Annotated in this window: 15 protein-coding genes and 1 tRNA gene; 14 read left to right on the top strand and 2 right to left on the bottom strand. The window is 58.4% G+C overall.

Annotated features, from left to right (window positions below):
• Positions 1-21: 21 nt before the first annotated feature.
• From AWB64_RS11075 to AWB64_RS11045, 7 genes are all read left to right on the top strand, one after another.
• On the top strand, positions 22-1,047 hold the full coding sequence (locus AWB64_RS11075; protein ID WP_244164026.1) for an ABC transporter substrate-binding protein: 1,026 nt from the start codon (positions 22-24) through the stop codon (positions 1,045-1,047).
• Positions 1,044-1,643 carry a UbiX family flavin prenyltransferase gene (locus tag AWB64_RS11070; RefSeq protein WP_060818841.1) on the top strand — a complete coding sequence of 200 codons (600 nt, stop codon included), beginning with the start codon at positions 1,044-1,046 and terminating at the stop codon, positions 1,641-1,643. The genes AWB64_RS11075 and AWB64_RS11070 overlap by 4 nt, the downstream gene beginning before the upstream one ends.
• A 122-nt stretch (positions 1,644-1,765) precedes the next feature.
• Positions 1,766-2,494, top strand: coding sequence for a GntR family transcriptional regulator (locus tag AWB64_RS11065; RefSeq protein WP_060818840.1), 729 nt, complete (start codon positions 1,766-1,768; stop codon positions 2,492-2,494).
• A gap of 103 nt (positions 2,495-2,597) precedes the next feature.
• A complete protein-coding gene (locus tag AWB64_RS11060; RefSeq protein WP_060818838.1) occupies positions 2,598-3,593 on the top strand; it encodes an ABC transporter substrate-binding protein in 996 nt (331 codons plus the stop codon).
• Positions 3,594-3,645: 52 nt separating this feature from the next.
• The gene (locus tag AWB64_RS11055) at positions 3,646-4,929 is read left to right on the top strand and encodes an aromatic ring-hydroxylating dioxygenase subunit alpha (protein ID WP_244164024.1); all 1,284 of its coding nucleotides are present in this window, start codon (positions 3,646-3,648) and stop codon (positions 4,927-4,929) included.
• Complete coding sequence (locus AWB64_RS11050; RefSeq protein ID WP_060818836.1) at positions 4,922-5,431, top strand: aromatic-ring-hydroxylating dioxygenase subunit beta; 510 nt, start codon at positions 4,922-4,924, stop codon at positions 5,429-5,431. The genes AWB64_RS11055 and AWB64_RS11050 overlap by 8 nt, the downstream gene beginning before the upstream one ends.
• A gap of 13 nt (positions 5,432-5,444) precedes the next feature.
• A complete protein-coding gene (locus AWB64_RS11045; protein ID WP_060818834.1) occupies positions 5,445-6,428 on the top strand; it encodes a D-2-hydroxyacid dehydrogenase in 984 nt (327 codons plus the stop codon).
• Positions 6,429-6,656: 228 nt separating this feature from the next.
• On the opposite strand, the gene AWB64_RS11040 is transcribed toward AWB64_RS11045, so the two are convergent.
• A tRNA-Leu gene (locus tag AWB64_RS11040) sits at positions 6,657-6,743 on the bottom strand.
• A 337-nt stretch (positions 6,744-7,080) separates the two neighbouring features.
• On the opposite strand from AWB64_RS11040, the gene rnr reads away from it, so the two are divergent.
• The 6 genes from rnr to AWB64_RS11010 all read left to right on the top strand — a co-directional run bounded on the left by rnr (position 7,081) and on the right by AWB64_RS11010 (position 12,988).
• Positions 7,081-9,588, top strand: a complete 2,508-nt coding sequence (gene rnr / locus AWB64_RS11035) for a ribonuclease R (RefSeq protein ID WP_060818833.1) — start codon at positions 7,081-7,083, stop codon at positions 9,586-9,588.
• A gap of 128 nt (positions 9,589-9,716) precedes the next feature.
• Positions 9,717-10,460 carry a 23S rRNA (guanosine(2251)-2'-O)-methyltransferase RlmB gene (rlmB, locus tag AWB64_RS11030; RefSeq protein ID WP_056364043.1) on the top strand — a complete coding sequence of 248 codons (744 nt, stop codon included), beginning with the start codon at positions 9,717-9,719 and terminating at the stop codon, positions 10,458-10,460.
• A gap of 6 nt (positions 10,461-10,466) precedes the next feature.
• Positions 10,467-11,303 carry an N-acetylmuramoyl-L-alanine amidase gene (locus AWB64_RS11025; protein WP_374728615.1) on the top strand — a complete coding sequence of 279 codons (837 nt, stop codon included), beginning with the start codon at positions 10,467-10,469 and terminating at the stop codon, positions 11,301-11,303.
• A gap of 15 nt (positions 11,304-11,318) precedes the next feature.
• Positions 11,319-11,711 carry a SirB2 family protein gene (locus tag AWB64_RS11020; RefSeq protein WP_060818831.1) on the top strand — a complete coding sequence of 131 codons (393 nt, stop codon included), beginning with the start codon at positions 11,319-11,321 and terminating at the stop codon, positions 11,709-11,711.
• Between the two features lie 45 nt (positions 11,712-11,756).
• A complete protein-coding gene (gene rpiA, locus AWB64_RS11015; protein WP_060818829.1) occupies positions 11,757-12,452 on the top strand; it encodes a ribose-5-phosphate isomerase RpiA in 696 nt (231 codons plus the stop codon).
• Between the two features lie 299 nt (positions 12,453-12,751).
• The gene (locus AWB64_RS11010) at positions 12,752-12,988 is read left to right on the top strand and encodes a hypothetical protein (RefSeq protein ID WP_060818827.1); all 237 of its coding nucleotides are present in this window, start codon (positions 12,752-12,754) and stop codon (positions 12,986-12,988) included.
• Positions 12,989-13,064: 76 nt separating this feature from the next.
• Here the strand turns inward: AWB64_RS11010 and AWB64_RS11005 are convergent, their stop codons facing one another.
• On the bottom strand, positions 13,065-14,399 hold the full coding sequence (locus AWB64_RS11005; RefSeq protein WP_060818826.1) for a glycosyltransferase family 4 protein: 1,335 nt from the start codon (positions 14,397-14,399) through the stop codon (positions 13,065-13,067).
• A 208-nt stretch (positions 14,400-14,607) separates the two neighbouring features.
• Here AWB64_RS11005 and AWB64_RS11000 point away from each other — a divergent pair, with 208 nt between their 5' ends.
• A complete protein-coding gene (locus tag AWB64_RS11000) occupies positions 14,608-15,780 on the top strand; it encodes a glycosyltransferase family 4 protein (RefSeq protein WP_082850441.1) in 1,173 nt (390 codons plus the stop codon).
• The last annotated feature ends 336 nt before the right edge of the window (positions 15,781-16,116 follow it).

The following is a 16,116-nucleotide window of genomic DNA, read 5'->3' as shown; positions in this document are numbered from 1 at the left end:
CGACGCCACGCTGGCGGCGTCGTGACCACCATTTGGCTGACCATGATACAAGCGAAAAAACGGATGAAATGCGCGGCATTGTTGATCGCCATGTTGGCGTGCACCGCTGTCCAGGCAGCGCCATTGCGGATTGGCTATTGGACGAGCGGCGTGAGCCTTGGCCTGGGTGCGGTGCTGGAGACGGGCGATTTTCTGAAGAAGGCGGGTATCACAGACGCACGCTTCGTCCACTTTGCGGAAGTCAACGCGCCGGCCACTGGACTCGCGGCAAATGTAATCGACATCAGTTTCAGCGTCGCCGCGGCAAGCGGCTTCAGCATTGCGGCGAGTGGCGTGCCGATCAAGATATTCGGTGCGACCGCGCCGGCTGACGTGACCTTCGTGACTCAGGAAGACTCGCCCATCAAATCAATGGCCGGTCTGCGCGGAACGAAGATGGGCATGTCTCCGTCTGGAAGCTCGGTCGCGCTGATGACAGCCGCGGTGCTCAAGGCCAACTATGGCCTGGGTGCGGGCGACTACGCGCTTGTGCCCGGCAATGAGGCGCGGCTCGCCCAGTTCCTGATGCAAAAGCAAGTCGATGCAGCGGCGTTGCGCTCGGTCACCGTAGCGCAACTGACTGAAGTCAAGACGCGACGCCTCGGCACCATGGTGGAGGAATGGCACAAGCTGACGAAGTCGAATGCGATGCCTTACTTGGGGGTGGCCGCGGCACGTGCCGAACTCGTGCAGAATGATCCGCAGACGGTCGCGAAATTTATTGTCGCGGTTCAAGGGGCTATTTCGTGGGGCCGTGCCCATCCCGATCAGGTTGCCGCGATCTTGCAGAAAGTGGCAAACCTTCCTGCCGCGGATGCGAAAATTTATGCGGCGCACTGGGACGAACTCAACAGTATTTCCTTCGAGCCTATCGATATAGACACGTTGAAACGCGAGCAGCAGATCTTCGCCGCAAGCGGTGCGATCAAGGGAACGCTCCCGGCTGACGTATTTGTCACCGAGCCCTATCAGAGCGCCAAAAAGATGATGGCGGGAGCCAAGCCATGACACTCGCGGAGCGCGCCGTCGCGTCACGCCGCATGCGTCTCGTCATAGGGTTAAGCGGCGCCTCCGGTGCCATTTACGGAGTCCGGTTGCTCAGGCTTTTGCGGGAACTCGACATAGAGTCTCATCTGGTGGTGTCCCGGTCGGCGCAAGTCACACTCTCACACGAGCTAGACATGCGCCTCGCCGATGTCCAGGCGCTCGCCGATGTGTCCTATCCGAACACCGATATTGGTGCGGCAATCTCCAGCGGATCTTTTCGCGTTGACGGCATGATCATCGCACCATGTTCCATCCGGACGCTCTCGGAGATTGCGACGGGATGCACGGGTTCGCTGCTGTCTCGTGCCGCGGACGTCATGCTGAAGGAGCGCCGGCGTCTTGTGATGATGGTGCGTGAGACGCCGTTGCATGCCGGACATATCCGCAGCCTTGCAGCGGTAACAGAAGCGGGCGCGATTGTTTATCCTCCGGTTCCTGCGTTTTATGCGAAGCCGGCATCCGTGGAAGAAATGGTCGATCACACGCTTGGCCGCGTGCTCGATCTTTTCGATGTAGACACGCGCACGGTGAGGCGGTGGGACGGCACCGCCGCCTGATCACAATATTTTTTGCGATCTTTACTTCCCAATGGCGCTCTTCTAGAATGGAGTCGTGGCTGTGAGGTGCCTACAGAATCTGGTAAGCATCGTAGAAGTCAGGCGATAAGGAATGGAAAAAGATGTCAGGCAAGGTGTTGAGTGCGGGAAAACCAGGTGCCGAGAGCAAACTGCTCGGCGAGTCAACTTACCTCGCCATGCGGCAGGCCATATTGTCTTGTTCGGTCCCGCCCGGGAGCATGCTGACCGAAGCCGCCTTGATGGAGCAATATCAGGTGGGGAAGTCCACGTGCCGGCTTGCGCTCGTGCGGCTGACGCATGAAGGGCTGGTGCGCTCGGTTCCGCGACATGGTTATACGGTTGTTCCGATCACATTGAAGGACGTTGAGGAAGTGTTTTCGCTTCGGCTGATCCTTGAGCCCGAAGCGGCGCGGTTTGCCGCTGGCAACGTGGACGGAAAGGCACTGATGCGTATCGACAAAGCGGGCCGCGCAAACAAGGCATCCAGAAATCACGGAAATCGCATTGGTTTTTTTCTCGATGCCAACCGGGAATTTCACCTGGTGATTGCGGCGGCATCCGGCAACGAGCGTCTTGCACGCAGCATTGAAAATCTCCTGGACGAAATGACGCGGCTGGTGGCACTCGGTTTCACTGACGAAGGCGACAGCCCCGAAATTGCCGATGATCACCGACAGCTTGTTGACGCGCTCGTCGCCGGAGACGGCAAGCTTGCGGCCGATATCACACGTCGTCATATTGAGAGATTCCGTGAGATGACAATGGACCGCGTGTTCAAGAGCATCAGGCAAGACCTTGGCCATACTCCGCTCGTAGCGCTTGGGAAATAGCGGGTAAATATTTGATGCGACTGGTTTTCGCTGTACAGACCCGGCACGCTTCGCGTTTCGGTCAGGATGTCTAACGAAACATAACTGTGCGTGCCTCGTATCCATGAACTCTTTGCGGATCGTTCGTGCAACCTGTCTTGCGTTTGCCGTCATATTGGGTGTGGCAAACCCGGCGGCGGCAACAGAACTGCGTGTTGGCTACTGGACAAGCGGAATCAGCCTTGGATTCGGCGCAGTTCTCGAGGCTCAGAAGTTTTTCGAAAAACAGGGTCTGCAGGTCAAGTTTTTTCATTTCCCCGATGTCAACGGCCCAACAACCGCGCTGGCTTCGAACGCCATTGACCTGGCGTTCGGCGCGAGCCTCGCGGGTGCGCTGAGCATGAGCCAGCAGGGCGCGCCTGTACGCATCATCGCGGCCACACAGATTGTCGACGCTGAAATCGCCGTGCTGGACAGTTCACCTGTCAAGTCGTTAGGAGAACTGCGCGGCAAAAAGATTGGCATGTCGCCGGTCGGGAGCGCGACGACTGGCGTCGCCACGGCCGTGCTGGAAGGTAACCAGGGGCTCAAGCAGTCGGACTATCGACTTGTCTCAGGCGACGAACCACGCCTCGCGCAATTCCTGCAGATGAAAAATGTCGATGCGGCCGTGCTCCGTCCCACCACTATTGCGCAGGTGTCGGACAGTGCAAGCAAGTTGAGAGTCATTACAACGCTTGCGGCGCAATGGCAACAGATGACCAAATCCACCACGCCTCCCTATATTGGCGTTGCTGTAATGCGCGACGAATGGCTCAAGGCAAATCCCGAAGATGCTGCAAAGGTGATAACCGCCATGCGTCAGGCGCTCAAGTTCGGCACCGATGATCCAGCCGCGGTAAAGGCAATCCTCAAAGAGGCGAGCAACATGAGCGATCAGGGCGCCATGTTCTACAGCGATCACTGGAGCGGCATGAATACAGTGTCCTTCAAGCCGGATGACATTGCGACGCTTAAACGTACCTTCGAGGTTTTTAAATCCGCCGGCACGCTGAAGGGGGATTTGCCTCAAGGACTGTTCTATCAGCAGCCTTACCTGGAATCTGAAAAGTCCCGATGACCGGGCGGATCGCGCTGTTTATTTTAGGAATTGCAATGGTGACCACATTCTCATGACACATGCTGCTCACACGCCTGAAGAAAGCTATGTTCCGATGACAGGTCCGGCGACCCAGGTCCGCTGGCCAAGGGATGACGTCACACGGGTACCTTTACGTATTTTCGCGGATGCGGCGACTTATGCCCGCGAGCAGGATGCGGTTTTTCGCGGCCCGACCTGGAGCTTCCTCTGCCTGGAAGTGGAGATTCCCAACGCGGGTGACTACGTGACCACGAAAGTTGGCGAGACTTCAGTCATCGTGGTCAGAACTGCCGACGGCAGCATACATGCGCTCGTGAACAAGTGCGTGCACAAGGGGTCTGTGCTTTGTTACGAGGCGCGTGGACATCGCGCGAGGCCCAACTTTGTTTGTCCGTACCACAACTGGGTCTATAGTTTTGATGGCCGACTAACCAGCGTTGCCTTTGAAAATGGCGTGCAGGGTAAGGGCGGCATGCCCGAAGATTTCGACAAGGCTGCCTTCCACCTCACCCGGCTTCGCGTGGATGCTATTCGCGGAATCGTGTTCGGATCTTTCTCCAGCGCGGCGCCTGAACTCCGTGACTATCTCGGCCCGGTCATGGTGAGTCATATAGAGCGGACCATTTATGGACGGCTGAAAATTCTTGGCCGCTACAGCCAGGTCATGCATAACAACTGGAAACTCTATGTGGAGAACAGCCGGGATAACTATCACCCGAGCTTGCTGCACGCGTTCTTTTCCACGTTCAAGATCAACCGGCTGTCCGCCGAAGGGGGAACACTTCAGGACGATCAAAGCCGTCACCACATTACCTTCACCAAGCGCTTTACCGACGTGGGCGACAAGGCTTATGACTCAGGCGTGATCCGCGCAATGCGCGATGATTTCGGCTTGAAGGACCCATCGCTTATCGATCAATGGATGGAGTATCCGGATCAGATCACCAATGCCATCCAAAGCATCTTTCCCGGATTCGTCCTGCATCAGATCATGAATTCCCTGGGAGTGCGTCAGGTCGTACCACTTGCCGTCGACCGGTGTGAGTTGATCTGGACGGTTCTGGGTTTCGAGGAAGATTCCGAGGAACAGACGCTTATTCGACGCAAGCAAAGCAACCTCGTTGGACCGGCGGGATATGTGTCGATGGAAGACGGGACCATCGGCGCATTTGTCGAAAAAGGCATACGAGGCGATCTCGATGACAACGCCGTGATCGAAATGGGAGGGAAGGGTGTCGGGCCCATGGCAACACGCGCAACCGAGACCTCCGTGCGTGGCTTCTGGAAGTTCTACCGGGAATTAATGAATGTCTAGCGTAACGCGAACTCCTGACCTGAATGCCGCTGTAGATCCGCGTGCACTGGCGTGCATAGACCGGTTGATGGCGCGGTACTGCAGTTCTATTGACAATGGCGACATATCGAGCTGGCCGGATTGTTTCACTGATGATTGCACTTACCGGATACTCACCCGCACGGACTTTGAAGCAGGGCGCGACTTCGGAATCTGGTTTTGCAGCGCGCGCGGAATGTTGCTCGACCGTGTCAGCGCTATCCAGTCAGTCAACGTGTTTGAACCGCATGTGTACCGGCACGTCATAGGCCCAACCGAAATCGTTGGCATGGCGGACGCGCGTATCCGGTGCGAAACCAGCTTCATGATTGTTCGTACCGGCTATGAAGGAACAATGATGATCTTCAGTGCCGGCAGATATATCGATCAGATTGTGATCGAGGACGAACGCGCGTTGCTGCATGAAAGAATCGTGGTGACCGATTCACCCCGGTACGACACGCTTGTAGCGCTTCCTTTGTGAGAGCAGAGAGCTTATGACTTATCGGCTGCACCTGGAAAGCCGTCGGCAGCAGCATTCCTCTTTCCACCTCGACGAAGCGGCGTGGACGCTTGCCGCGACGCGTCACCCCGATCTGGCACGTCAGGTCGACGTGAGCTTCGGCTGGGATGGCACGCGGTTCGCTGATCCTCTCGACGATGTCGATTTCCTGCTCGCGTCCCGCTTTCCCTGGGACGCTGTCAATGGCGCAGCAAGATTGCGATGGATTCACACCACCGGTGCGGGCGTCGATCAATTGCTGCCGCTCGATACCGTGCGCGAAGACCTGATCCTCACCAACAGCCGAGGCATACACAGCGACAAGGCGCAGGAATTCGTGCAGATGGCGCTTCTCATGCTCCACGCACGAATGGCTTCGGTCTTCGATGCCCAGCGTAACCGGCGATGGGACACGCAATTGACGCCGCCTTTGCGCGGCAAGACCGCGCTCGTGATCGGGTATGGAAATCTGGGATCCGCTGCATGTGCTGCGGCGTGCGCGTTGGGACTCCACGTCAGCGTCCTCACGCGAGGCGGCAATGCTCAGGTTCATGAAGGTGTGGAAACGAATTGCATCGCACGATTGGACGAGTGGCTTCCACGCGCGGACTTTCTGATTGTCGCGGCGCCGTTGACGCCGGAGACGCACATGCTGGTCTCCGCCAGCAGGATAAGCGCAATGCGCCCGGGCGCGGCCGTCGTCAATATTTCACGAGCTGGATTGATCGACTATCCGGCGCTGTTCGATAACTTGCGTTCCGGGCATTTGAGCGGCGCCGTGCTCGATGTATTCGATCCGGAACCGCTGCCCGCCGAAAGCGAAGCATGGAGTGTCCCGAACCTTGTTGTTACGCCCCATATATCGTGTGACGTGCCAGACTACAACCAGCGCGTGCTCGACGTCTGGTTCAGAAATTTCAAAAATTTCCTGTCAAACAAGCCATTTGAGAACGTCGTGAATCGGCAATTGGGGTATTGATTTCGCGCGTAAACCTCGGGGACGAGTGCGCGACCAAAGCAAATCAAGCCGGTGATATCGGTAGGGATTCGGCCCTGTTTTGGCATTGCGACATGCCCGTTCCGACTTCAGTTTCGAAGCCAGCTAAGTAAAAAACTGAATCCGACCAGACCGCAAAACAAAAAACCCCGCAGGCGCAAGGCTTTACGGGGTTTCTCGAACATCTTCGGATTGCTCCGGACTACATGCTGGTGCCCAAGAGAGGACTCGAACCTCCACGGTGTTGCCACCGCTAGGACCTGAACCTAGTGCGTCTACCAATTCCGCCACCTGGGCTAGGGTGCGTGTGCAGCAAAGAACGCAATTATAGCCGGGCTCGCCGCGCTGTCAAGCATTTTGAGATCTAAAACCCAACCGGGCTGCAAGCCATTGTCCATATGGCTTAAGCGCCGATATGGCCTCGTTTGCGGGTGTTAGAATGATCCGCAGACTATTCGTGAACGAACCGGAACAACGTTAAGCGCGACGTCCCGGCAACGCATCGGCCCATCGCTTTCAAAAATGGCCGGTAAAGTCAGGATGTAAAGCCGGGAACGTGGTGCCCGCGTGGTCGCCACGCGTTTCCGATTAACCGCGACATTCAGTTAGACGAGAAGAGATCATCGATAAGCCCTTGAACAAATACCCGTATCCGATACCGAGCCGCGAAGAAATTCTCGGCGTGTTGCGTACGAGCGAAGCCCCGCTTGCTGCGAACGACATCGCCGAGGCTCTGTCGATCAAGCGCCAGGAGCGCGAAGGATTTTTCAAGCGATTGGGAGCCATGGAGCGCGACGGCCAGGTCCGTCTCGACAAACGCGGCTACTACCAGCTCACGCATCCGTCGAATTTCGTGGCGGGCCGGGTTCAGGGCCATCGCGACGGTTTTGGCTTCCTGATTCGCGACGACGGCCAGGACGACCTGTTCCTGCCCAACGGCGAAATGCAGAAGGTCATGCATAACGATCGCGTCCTCGCGCGCATCGTGGGTTATGACCGGCGCGGGCGTCCGGAAGGCCATATTGTCGAAGTCACGGATCGCGCGAACAAACGCATTATCGGCAGATTGATCAGCGAGAACGGCGCGCTGATCCTCGTGCCGGAAGACAAGCGCATCGGGCACGACATTCTCATCACGCAGAACCCGAAGAAGGCGAAAGTGGGGCAGGTGGTGTCGGTGGATCTCACCGATTTCCCAAGCCGCCACTCGCAACCGCTTGGACGCGTGGTGGAAGTGATCGGCGACATCGACGATCCGGGCATGGAGATCGAGATCGCCGTGCGCAAATACGGCGTGCCGCATGAATTCAGCGACCGCGCGCTCGAGCAAGCGTCCAGACTGCCCGACGAAGTGCGTCCGGCCGACATCCGGCATCGCGTGGATTTGCGCGATGTGCCGCTCGTTACCATAGACGGCGAAGACGCGCGCGACTTCGACGACGCCGTGTATTGCGAGCCCATGAACGTCGGGCGCGGCACGGGTTTCCGTTTGCTGGTAGCGATTGCGGACGTCTCGCATTACGTGCGCCCGAACGAAGCGCTGGACGTCGATGCGCTCGACCGCAGCACGTCGGTCTATTTCCCGCGCCGCGTGATTCCCATGTTGCCCGAGAAGCTGTCGAACGGGCTGTGTTCGCTGAATCCTCAGGTCGACCGTTGCGTGCTGGTTTGCGACATGGTGGTCACCGCGCGCGGCGAGATCAAGGCGTATCAGTTCTATCCCGCCGTGATGCATTCGGCGGCGCGCCTGACCTACACGGAAGTGGCCGCGGTCCTGACCAATACAAAGGGGCCGGAAGCGGCGAAGCGGGCGGATCTGCTGCCACAACTGCAGAACCTGTATGGCGTGTACAAGTCGCTGCACGCGGCGCGCCAGAAACGCGGCGCGATCGACTTCGATACGACCGAGACGTACATAGTCTGCAACGCGCAGGGCAAGATAGAACAGATCGTGCCGCGTCACAGGAACGACGCGCACAGGCTGATCGAGGAAAGCATGCTCGCCGCGAACGTGTGTGCTGCGGACTTCCTGAAACGCAACAAACATCCGGGGTTGTATAGGGTGCATGCCGGGCCCACGCCTGAAAAGCTCGAAAACCTGCGCGCCTTCCTGCGTGGCGTGGGTTTGTCGCTGGGTGGCGGCGAGAAGCCGCATGCAAGCGATTACGCGGCGCTCATGGCGATGGTGCGCGACCGGCCGGATGCGCAGATGCTGCAAAGCATGGTGCTGCGTTCCATGCAGCAAGCCGTGTACAGCCCGGACAACATCGGGCACTTCGGGCTCGCGTACGAAGCGTATGCGCACTTCACGAGCCCGATTCGCCGATACCCCGACCTGCTCACGCATCGCGCGATTTACGCCATCCTGCAGGGCAAGAAGTATCAGCCGGAGGTCGGTCACGACGTGACGCTCAGCACCGGCTTGACGAAAGCAGCGCGAGCCATGCAGAAGGCCGACGACGAATCGCGCAGCCGCCAGCGCAACAACGTCGCGATCTGGGAAGAACTCGGGCTGCATTGTTCGTCGAATGAACGCCGCGCCGACGAAGCTTCGCGCGACGTGGAAGCGTGGCTCAAATGCTATTTCATGCGTGACAAGCTCGGCGAGGAATACGGCGGCATGGTCAATGGCGTGACCACGTTCGGTATCTTCGTGCAGCTTGATTCGTTGTTCATAGAAGGGCTGGTGCATATCACCGAACTCGGCGCCGATTACTTCCAGTACGACGAGATCAAGAACGAATTGCGCGGCGAACGCACGGGCATTCGCTACCGGATGTCGGATCGTGTGCGCGTGCAAGTCAGCCGCGTGGATCTGGATTCGCGCAAGATCGACTTCCGTCTGGTTCGCGATACGCCCGTCAAGCCGCCCGGCCGCTCAACGGCGCCAGCCGCCACCGCTGAGCACGCGGGCATCAACGGCTCCGGTCCGCGTGTACGCGCATTACCCGCCGACGAAGGCAGCAGCGTGAACAGCCGCCGGCGTGATCGCGGCGGCAAGAAAGCCGCGGCGCAGGCGGCAGGCAAGGCGGCCGCTGCCGCGTTGCCGCCGACCATCGCGAAGGACATGGCGGTGGCCAAGAAGCGCGGCGCGGTCACGAAGCCGGCGGCGAAAAGCCATCCGCCGCGCAAGAAGCGCTGAAAGAAGTACTGAGGCGGCGCGAGTCATCGAGCTCGGGCGACGCCCCGGTTTGAAATGCGCGGCCCGATGCACGATGCATCCGGGCCGCGTTTCCATTTTGTTTTGTTTGATTACGGTCTGGTCCAGTCATGTCACGTCTTAAAGTTTTGTATGGTTTTCACGCGGTGACCGCACGGGTTCGCGCGGACGCATCGACGATCGAAGAGATCCTCTACGATCCGACCCGCAAGGACCGGCGCATGACGGATTTCCTGCGCACGGCAAAGGAAGCGGGCATTCGCCTGATCGCCGCCGACGAGGCGCGCCTTTGGGGTCTGTCGGGCAACGTGGGCCATCAGGGCGTGGTGGCGCGCGCATCCGACATGCCGCTCGCGCAAAACCTTGCCGAGCTGCTCGATGGCGTGAGCGGCACGCCCCTGCTGCTCGTGCTCGACGGTGTGACCGATCCGCACAACCTCGGCGCGTGCCTGCGTGTTGCCGATGCCGCCGGCGCGCATGCCGTGATCGCACCGCGCGACCGCTCGGCGGGATTGAATGCAACGGCCGCGAAGGTTGCGAGCGGCGCCGCCGAAACCGTGCCGTACATCACGGTGACGAATCTGGCGCGGGCGTTGCGCGAGTTGAAGGATGCAGGCGTGTGGGTGATTGGCACGTCGGGCGACGCGACGGCGAGTGTCTACGAGACGAAGCTCGACGGCCCCGTTGCGATAGTCGTGGGCGCGGAAGGCGAGGGCATGCGCCGTCTCACCGGCGAAACCTGCGACGAGATCATGAAGATTCCGATGGCAGGCAGCGTCGAGAGTTTGAATGTATCGGTGGCGAGCGGGATCTGTTTGTTCGAAGCCGTCCGTCAGCGGTCGGTCAAGAAGTAGGCGCACGTGAAGCGGCATCGTTTTGCGCTGCTTGCGGGTGGCCTTGTATGTGCCTTGCTCGCCGCCTGTTCGAGCACGCAGATTGATCGCGGCGCGTACATTGCGTACACGCGCTATCACGCGCCAAGCGTCGATTCACGCGTGCGGTTTCTCGTCATGCACTACACGCAAAGTGGCGAAGCGCGCTCACTCGCGGTGCTCACCGGGGATGACGTCAGCGTTCATTACGTCGTGCCGGATGCGCCGCGCATCGAAAATGGCGAGCCCGTGGTCTATCAGCTCGTGCCTGAAACCGAGCGCGCGTGGCACGCGGGCAAGAGCGAATGGCAAGGAACCACGGAACTGAACGCGGCGTCCATTGGCATTGAGAACGTCAACGTTGGTCCTATCGATACACCGCAAGGCCGCACGTGGGCGCCTTATCCACCGGCGCAGGTCGACGCTATCGTCAAGCTGGCGAAGGATATTGTGACGCGCTACAAGATTCCGCCAACGCGCGTGGTGGGTCACAGCGACATCGCGCCACAACGCAAGATCGATCCGGGTCCTGCTTTCCCATGGCGCACGCTTTACGACAACGGCGTAGGCGCGTGGCCCGACGATGCAATGGTTGCGCAGCATCTGGCCGGGCGCGATCCGAAGTCCCCCGCCGATGTGGCGGCCTTGCAGCAAAAACTCCAGCGATACGGCTACGAGATTGCAACGGATGGCGTGCTCGACGAAAAGACGCGCCGTGTGATCGCGGCGTTCCAGATGCATTTCCGTCCCGCCGACTATGCCGGCAACCCCGATGCCGAGACGGACGCCATCGCCGCCGCGCTGCTCGAAAAATACCTTCCTTAAAGGCTCATTGCATTCATGTCAGATCTTTTTCTCCCGCTTCGTTCGGTGCATATGACGTGCGCGGCGCTCAGCATTCTCGGTTTTTTCATTCGATGGATCTGGATGCTGCGCGACTCCCCGCTGCTGCAACAACGCGCGGTCAAGATCGTGCCGCATATCGTGGATACGGTGCTGCTGCTGAGCGCCATCGCGCTGGTCGGGATCATTGGTTTTGGACCGAACGCTGCGTGGCTGTCGGCGAAGATCGCCGGGTTGATCGTGTATGTCGTGCTCGGGACATTTGCGCTGAAACGCGGACGCACGAAGGGTGCGCGCGCGATCTTCGGCGTCCTGGCGATCATTGTGTTCGTGTTTATTGCGTCCGTGGCGCGCACGCACAATCCGCTCGGCTTCTTGATGCAGGTTTGAGCGTCTAGAATTCAGGTTTATTCCTTTATAGCTGTCACCCTTGCCATGACCCAAGACGAACTGAAGCAACTGGTTGCCGCCGAAGCCGCCGCCTACGTCCACGCCAACGTGCCCGAGGGCGCCGTGATCGGCGTTGGCACGGGCACCACTGCGAATTGTTTCATCGATGCCATTGCGAGCACGAAATCGCGGTATCGCGGGGCGGTTTCGAGTTCGCTTGCAACTACCGCGCGGCTCGAAGCGCATGGTTTCCAGGTGCTCGAATTGAACGAAATCGAATCGTTGCCCGTGTACGTGGATGGCGCTGATGAGATCGACGGCCAGGGCGCCATGATCAAGGGCGGCGGCGGAGCGCTCACGCGCGAGAAGATCGTGGCGTCGGTGGCGGACGTGTTTGTGTGTATTGCCGACGGCAGCAAACGCGTCGACGTGCTCGGCACTTTCCCGCTGCCAATCGAAGTTGTGCCAATGGCGCGAACCGCCATCGGGCGGCGCGTGACCGCATTGGGCGGCGTTCCGGTGCTGCGCGTGAAAAAGGACGGATCGCCGTTCATTACCGATAACGGCAACGAGATCATCGACGTGAAGGCGCTCAAGATCACCGATCCGATCGCGCTGGAAACCATCATCAATGGCTGGCCGGGCGTGGTCACCGTAGGTCTCTTCGCGGCGCGCGGCGCAAACGTCTGCTTGTTGGGAACGCCGGGCGGTGTTGAACGGATCGATTACATCGCGCATTGATACGCCTTGTGCGAGGAATGCAAATCTGAGTGCGCGGTAAGCTTTGAAAGCTTGCCGCGTTTTTTTTTATCGCGGCAATCTTCAACAGTCTATTTCGATAAACTACCTGCTTAGTCAGATCGATCCGATGCGTGATGCATGGGCAATCATTCAAACTGGGTACGTCGCTGGAGCATTGCTCCCAGCCCGTCATTTGGGTGACCGCGAACATTCCGTCCGCGCTCGCAACCTCTACAGGTTGGATTTCACCTTTCGCGTGGGCGCGGCAATAAGGTCTTAACAATTACGGGAATCAAGCGATGCACAACAATCTTCGCAAGACGCTGGACGCGTCCTACAAACGCCTTAGAAGCATGGAGCCGTCGCCCACGGCGTTTGCGGGCAACTATGCCCTGTGTCTGGGCGTGATCATGGGTGGCCAAACCTGCAGGGGAATGTCGCTGAAGGAAGCCGAAAGCGAACGTGCGTATCTGGCGATGCTCGCTGCCATGTATGAGATCAAGCTGGGTGTGCCAGGTAACTTCAGTGCTCGATAAAATGGCTATCGGCTGACATACAAGAAGGCCCGGCATAAAAACATGCCGGGCCTTCTTCTTTGGTCCGCGATATCAACTATCGGGTTAGCCTGGCCTCGCTCGCTGGCGCTGGCTCAATACCGCCCGTCGCTTCAACTTCGTTATCCTTATTTGCGAGCGTCGCTATGTCGAACAGTATTCGTGTCATCTGCTGCAAATATCGATCGATGGAAAAGTGCTGGCCCGCGTTCGCGTGACCTTGCGCCGCGATTCGTGCGGAGGTTTCAGGCTCGCGTTGCAAGGTGTCGATAGCAAGGGCCAGCTTCGATGCATCGCCAGGTTCAACGATCATGCCGTTCTCGCCATGCCTCACGATTTCGGGGACCGCGCCTCCGTTCGAGGCAATTACTGGTTTGCCCGCCGCCATTGCTTCGATGATGACAAGACCGAAGGGCTCGGGTTGTGTTGATGCGTGAACGATCACGTCCATGGCTTTCATCCACGAGGCGACGTCGTGCTGGAAACCTGCGAAGTGCACGCGGTCGGTGATGCCTAGTGTCTCCGCTTGTACTCGCAGACTTTCTGCATAAGCGGTCTCGCCAAACAGCGCATCGCCGACGAGAACCAGATGAGCGTTCGGAACGCGGGCGATTGCATCCAGTGCAACGTGCTGACCTTTCCATTGCGTGAAGCGGCCGAATAGTCCGGCGAGAAATGCATCATGAGGCAGTCCAAGCGCTGCCCGACGTTGTTCCATGGTCGTGCCTGCCTGACCGGTGTCGTCGCCAAAGCGCTTCATGTCCACGCCGTTATGAACGACGGGCACGGCACTGCGTGGCAGGCCGGTGAGCGCGATCAATGCATCGGCGGAAGCGCGCGAGTTGGCGACGAAGTGATCGACACCTACCTTCACGGCCCATTTGATCAGCAGTAAGTGCAAGCGGCCAAAGTGCTCGCGCGAGACGATGTCGTGCACATGCCATAAGGTGGGCTTGCCATGCAGCGCGCGGCTGAAAGCGCCGAGTATCAGCGCCTTCTGCGTGTTGAGGAACACCATATCGAATCGCTTTGCGCGCGCGGCGATCATGCGTACCTGACGCAGAATGCCGGGAAGGGCAGCAAGCGCGCCGAACTTCATGCGGTCTTTCTTGATGCCCTGAATGCGTGCGTCGACCTCGACTGAAACGTTGACGCCTTCAGCCTGAAGCCGATCGCGAAAGGGGCCATCGGAGAGCAGAAGGACTTCGCTGCGCTGGGTGCATCGGACAGCAAGTGGCAGGAGGCAGATTTCGGCGCCGCCAAGTTGTCCGCTTTGATCGATGAACAGAATCCGGGGTTCGCCTCGGACTTGTGAAGCCGCGGGTGCCGGGCCATGGTCACGCAACAGCGTGATGGCTGGATTTGATAAGCTGGCTGCGGTTTCTGTGGGCATCGATGACAGGAATAAGCATTGAGCGAACCCGAGGCCGATTAACCCGGCGACCTTGGGTAAATGAAATGGCGTGAAGACAACATCTACACAGCACTCATTATTCGCAATGCGATGCGCCAAGTGTGTGGGCGTGCGCACGAAAACATAAAAGGACTGTCTTTAAACTCGGTTCATCGGCAGCAATGGGCTGCGGCATACGGGTTTCATCATGAAAGTGGCTATTGTTCACGACTGGCTGGTGGTGTCGGGCGGCGCGGAGAAAGTGCTGGAGCAGATGATTGCGTGTTTCCCGCAGGCGGATATTTTCAGCCTTGTGGACTTCCTTGAAGACCGCTCCATTGTTCACAACAAGCCGGTGAGAACGTCCTTTATCCAGCGGCTCCCGTATGCGGAAAAAAAATATCGCGGCTACTTGCCGTTAATGCCACTTGCGATAGAACAGTTTGATTTGTCGAGTTACGACCTCGTTCTTTCCAGCTCGCATGCGGTGGCCAAGGGTGTGCTGGTTGGCCCTGACCAGACTCATGTGAGTTACGTTCATTCACCGATTCGATATGCGTGGGACCTGCAGCATCAATATCTGCGTGAGGCGCGGCTGGAGCGCGGACCGCGTTCATGGGTCGCGCGTCTGTTGCTGCATTACTTGCGCAATTGGGATGCGCGTTCGGCCAATGGTGTAGACCGGATCATTGCCAATTCGCACTTCGTCGCGCGCCGGATCATGAAGAGTTACAGGCGCGAGTCGGCAGTCATTGCGCCTCCGGTCGATGTGCAGGCCTTCGAGGTTGGTGACGAGAAGGGCGATTTTTATCTGACCGCTTCGCGCATGGTGCCTTACAAGCGCATTGACATGATTGTTGAAGCGTTTGCGTTGATGCCGGAACGCAAGCTTGTTGTGATTGGCGACGGTCCGCAGATGGATCTGGTGCGCTCGAAGGCAACGCCCAATGTGAGCATTCTTGGCTATCAGACGTTTGATGTGTTGAAGGATCATATGCAGCGCGCCAAGGCATTTGTGTATGCGGCTGAGGAAGATTTTGGCATTGCCATTGTGGAGGCGCAGGCGTGCGGTACGCCGGTAATTGCATTTGGCAAGGGTGGGGCGCTGGAATCGGTCGTGCCGCTTGGTACATCGGGGGCGACGGGGATTCATTTTCCTGAGCAGACAGCAGCGTCGTTGTGTGAGGCGGTTGAGCGGTTTGAGGATTCACCACATGCGTTTTCGGCGCTTGCCTGCCGGAAGAATGCGGAACGGTTTAGTGCGGCGGATTTTCGCCGGCGGTTTATTGTGGAAGTTTTGAACGCAATGGCGAAGACTGGTCCTGATTCAGATAGGGACATTTCGGGAGTAATCGCGCACGCTTTTGTTAAGGCCGCTTAGGCCTTGCACTGCCTTGGCTTTTGGTTGCTTGTTTGTTGCACTATTGCCTGCGCTCAGATAGCGTGGGCTTTTTTTTGTTCGCGGGTTTTGGTTTAGGCTAGGGTCGGTGCTGCTTGAGCCTTCGCGCGTTTCGTCTTGGTTGATATTTTTAGCACTGTTAGCCACTGTCCGTGGCGGGACTTCATTTCTTTTTCCAACGGCGAAAAAGAAACGAAGCAAAGAAAACGCCTTCCAACCGCTAATTCTTAAGTGGACCAAGCGTGCAGTGATATCTGCTTGGGACTTCAAAAGAACCCTCGACGCCATAACCACCAACACCTGAAACCCTCCCCCTCC

It is taken from the genome of Caballeronia sordidicola (genome assembly GCF_001544455.2).
Classification (GTDB): Bacteria; Pseudomonadota; Gammaproteobacteria; order Burkholderiales; family Burkholderiaceae; genus Caballeronia; species Caballeronia sordidicola.
The sequence above is the reverse complement of the archived record's forward strand: the minus strand, read 5'-3'. Positions and strand labels throughout refer to the sequence as shown.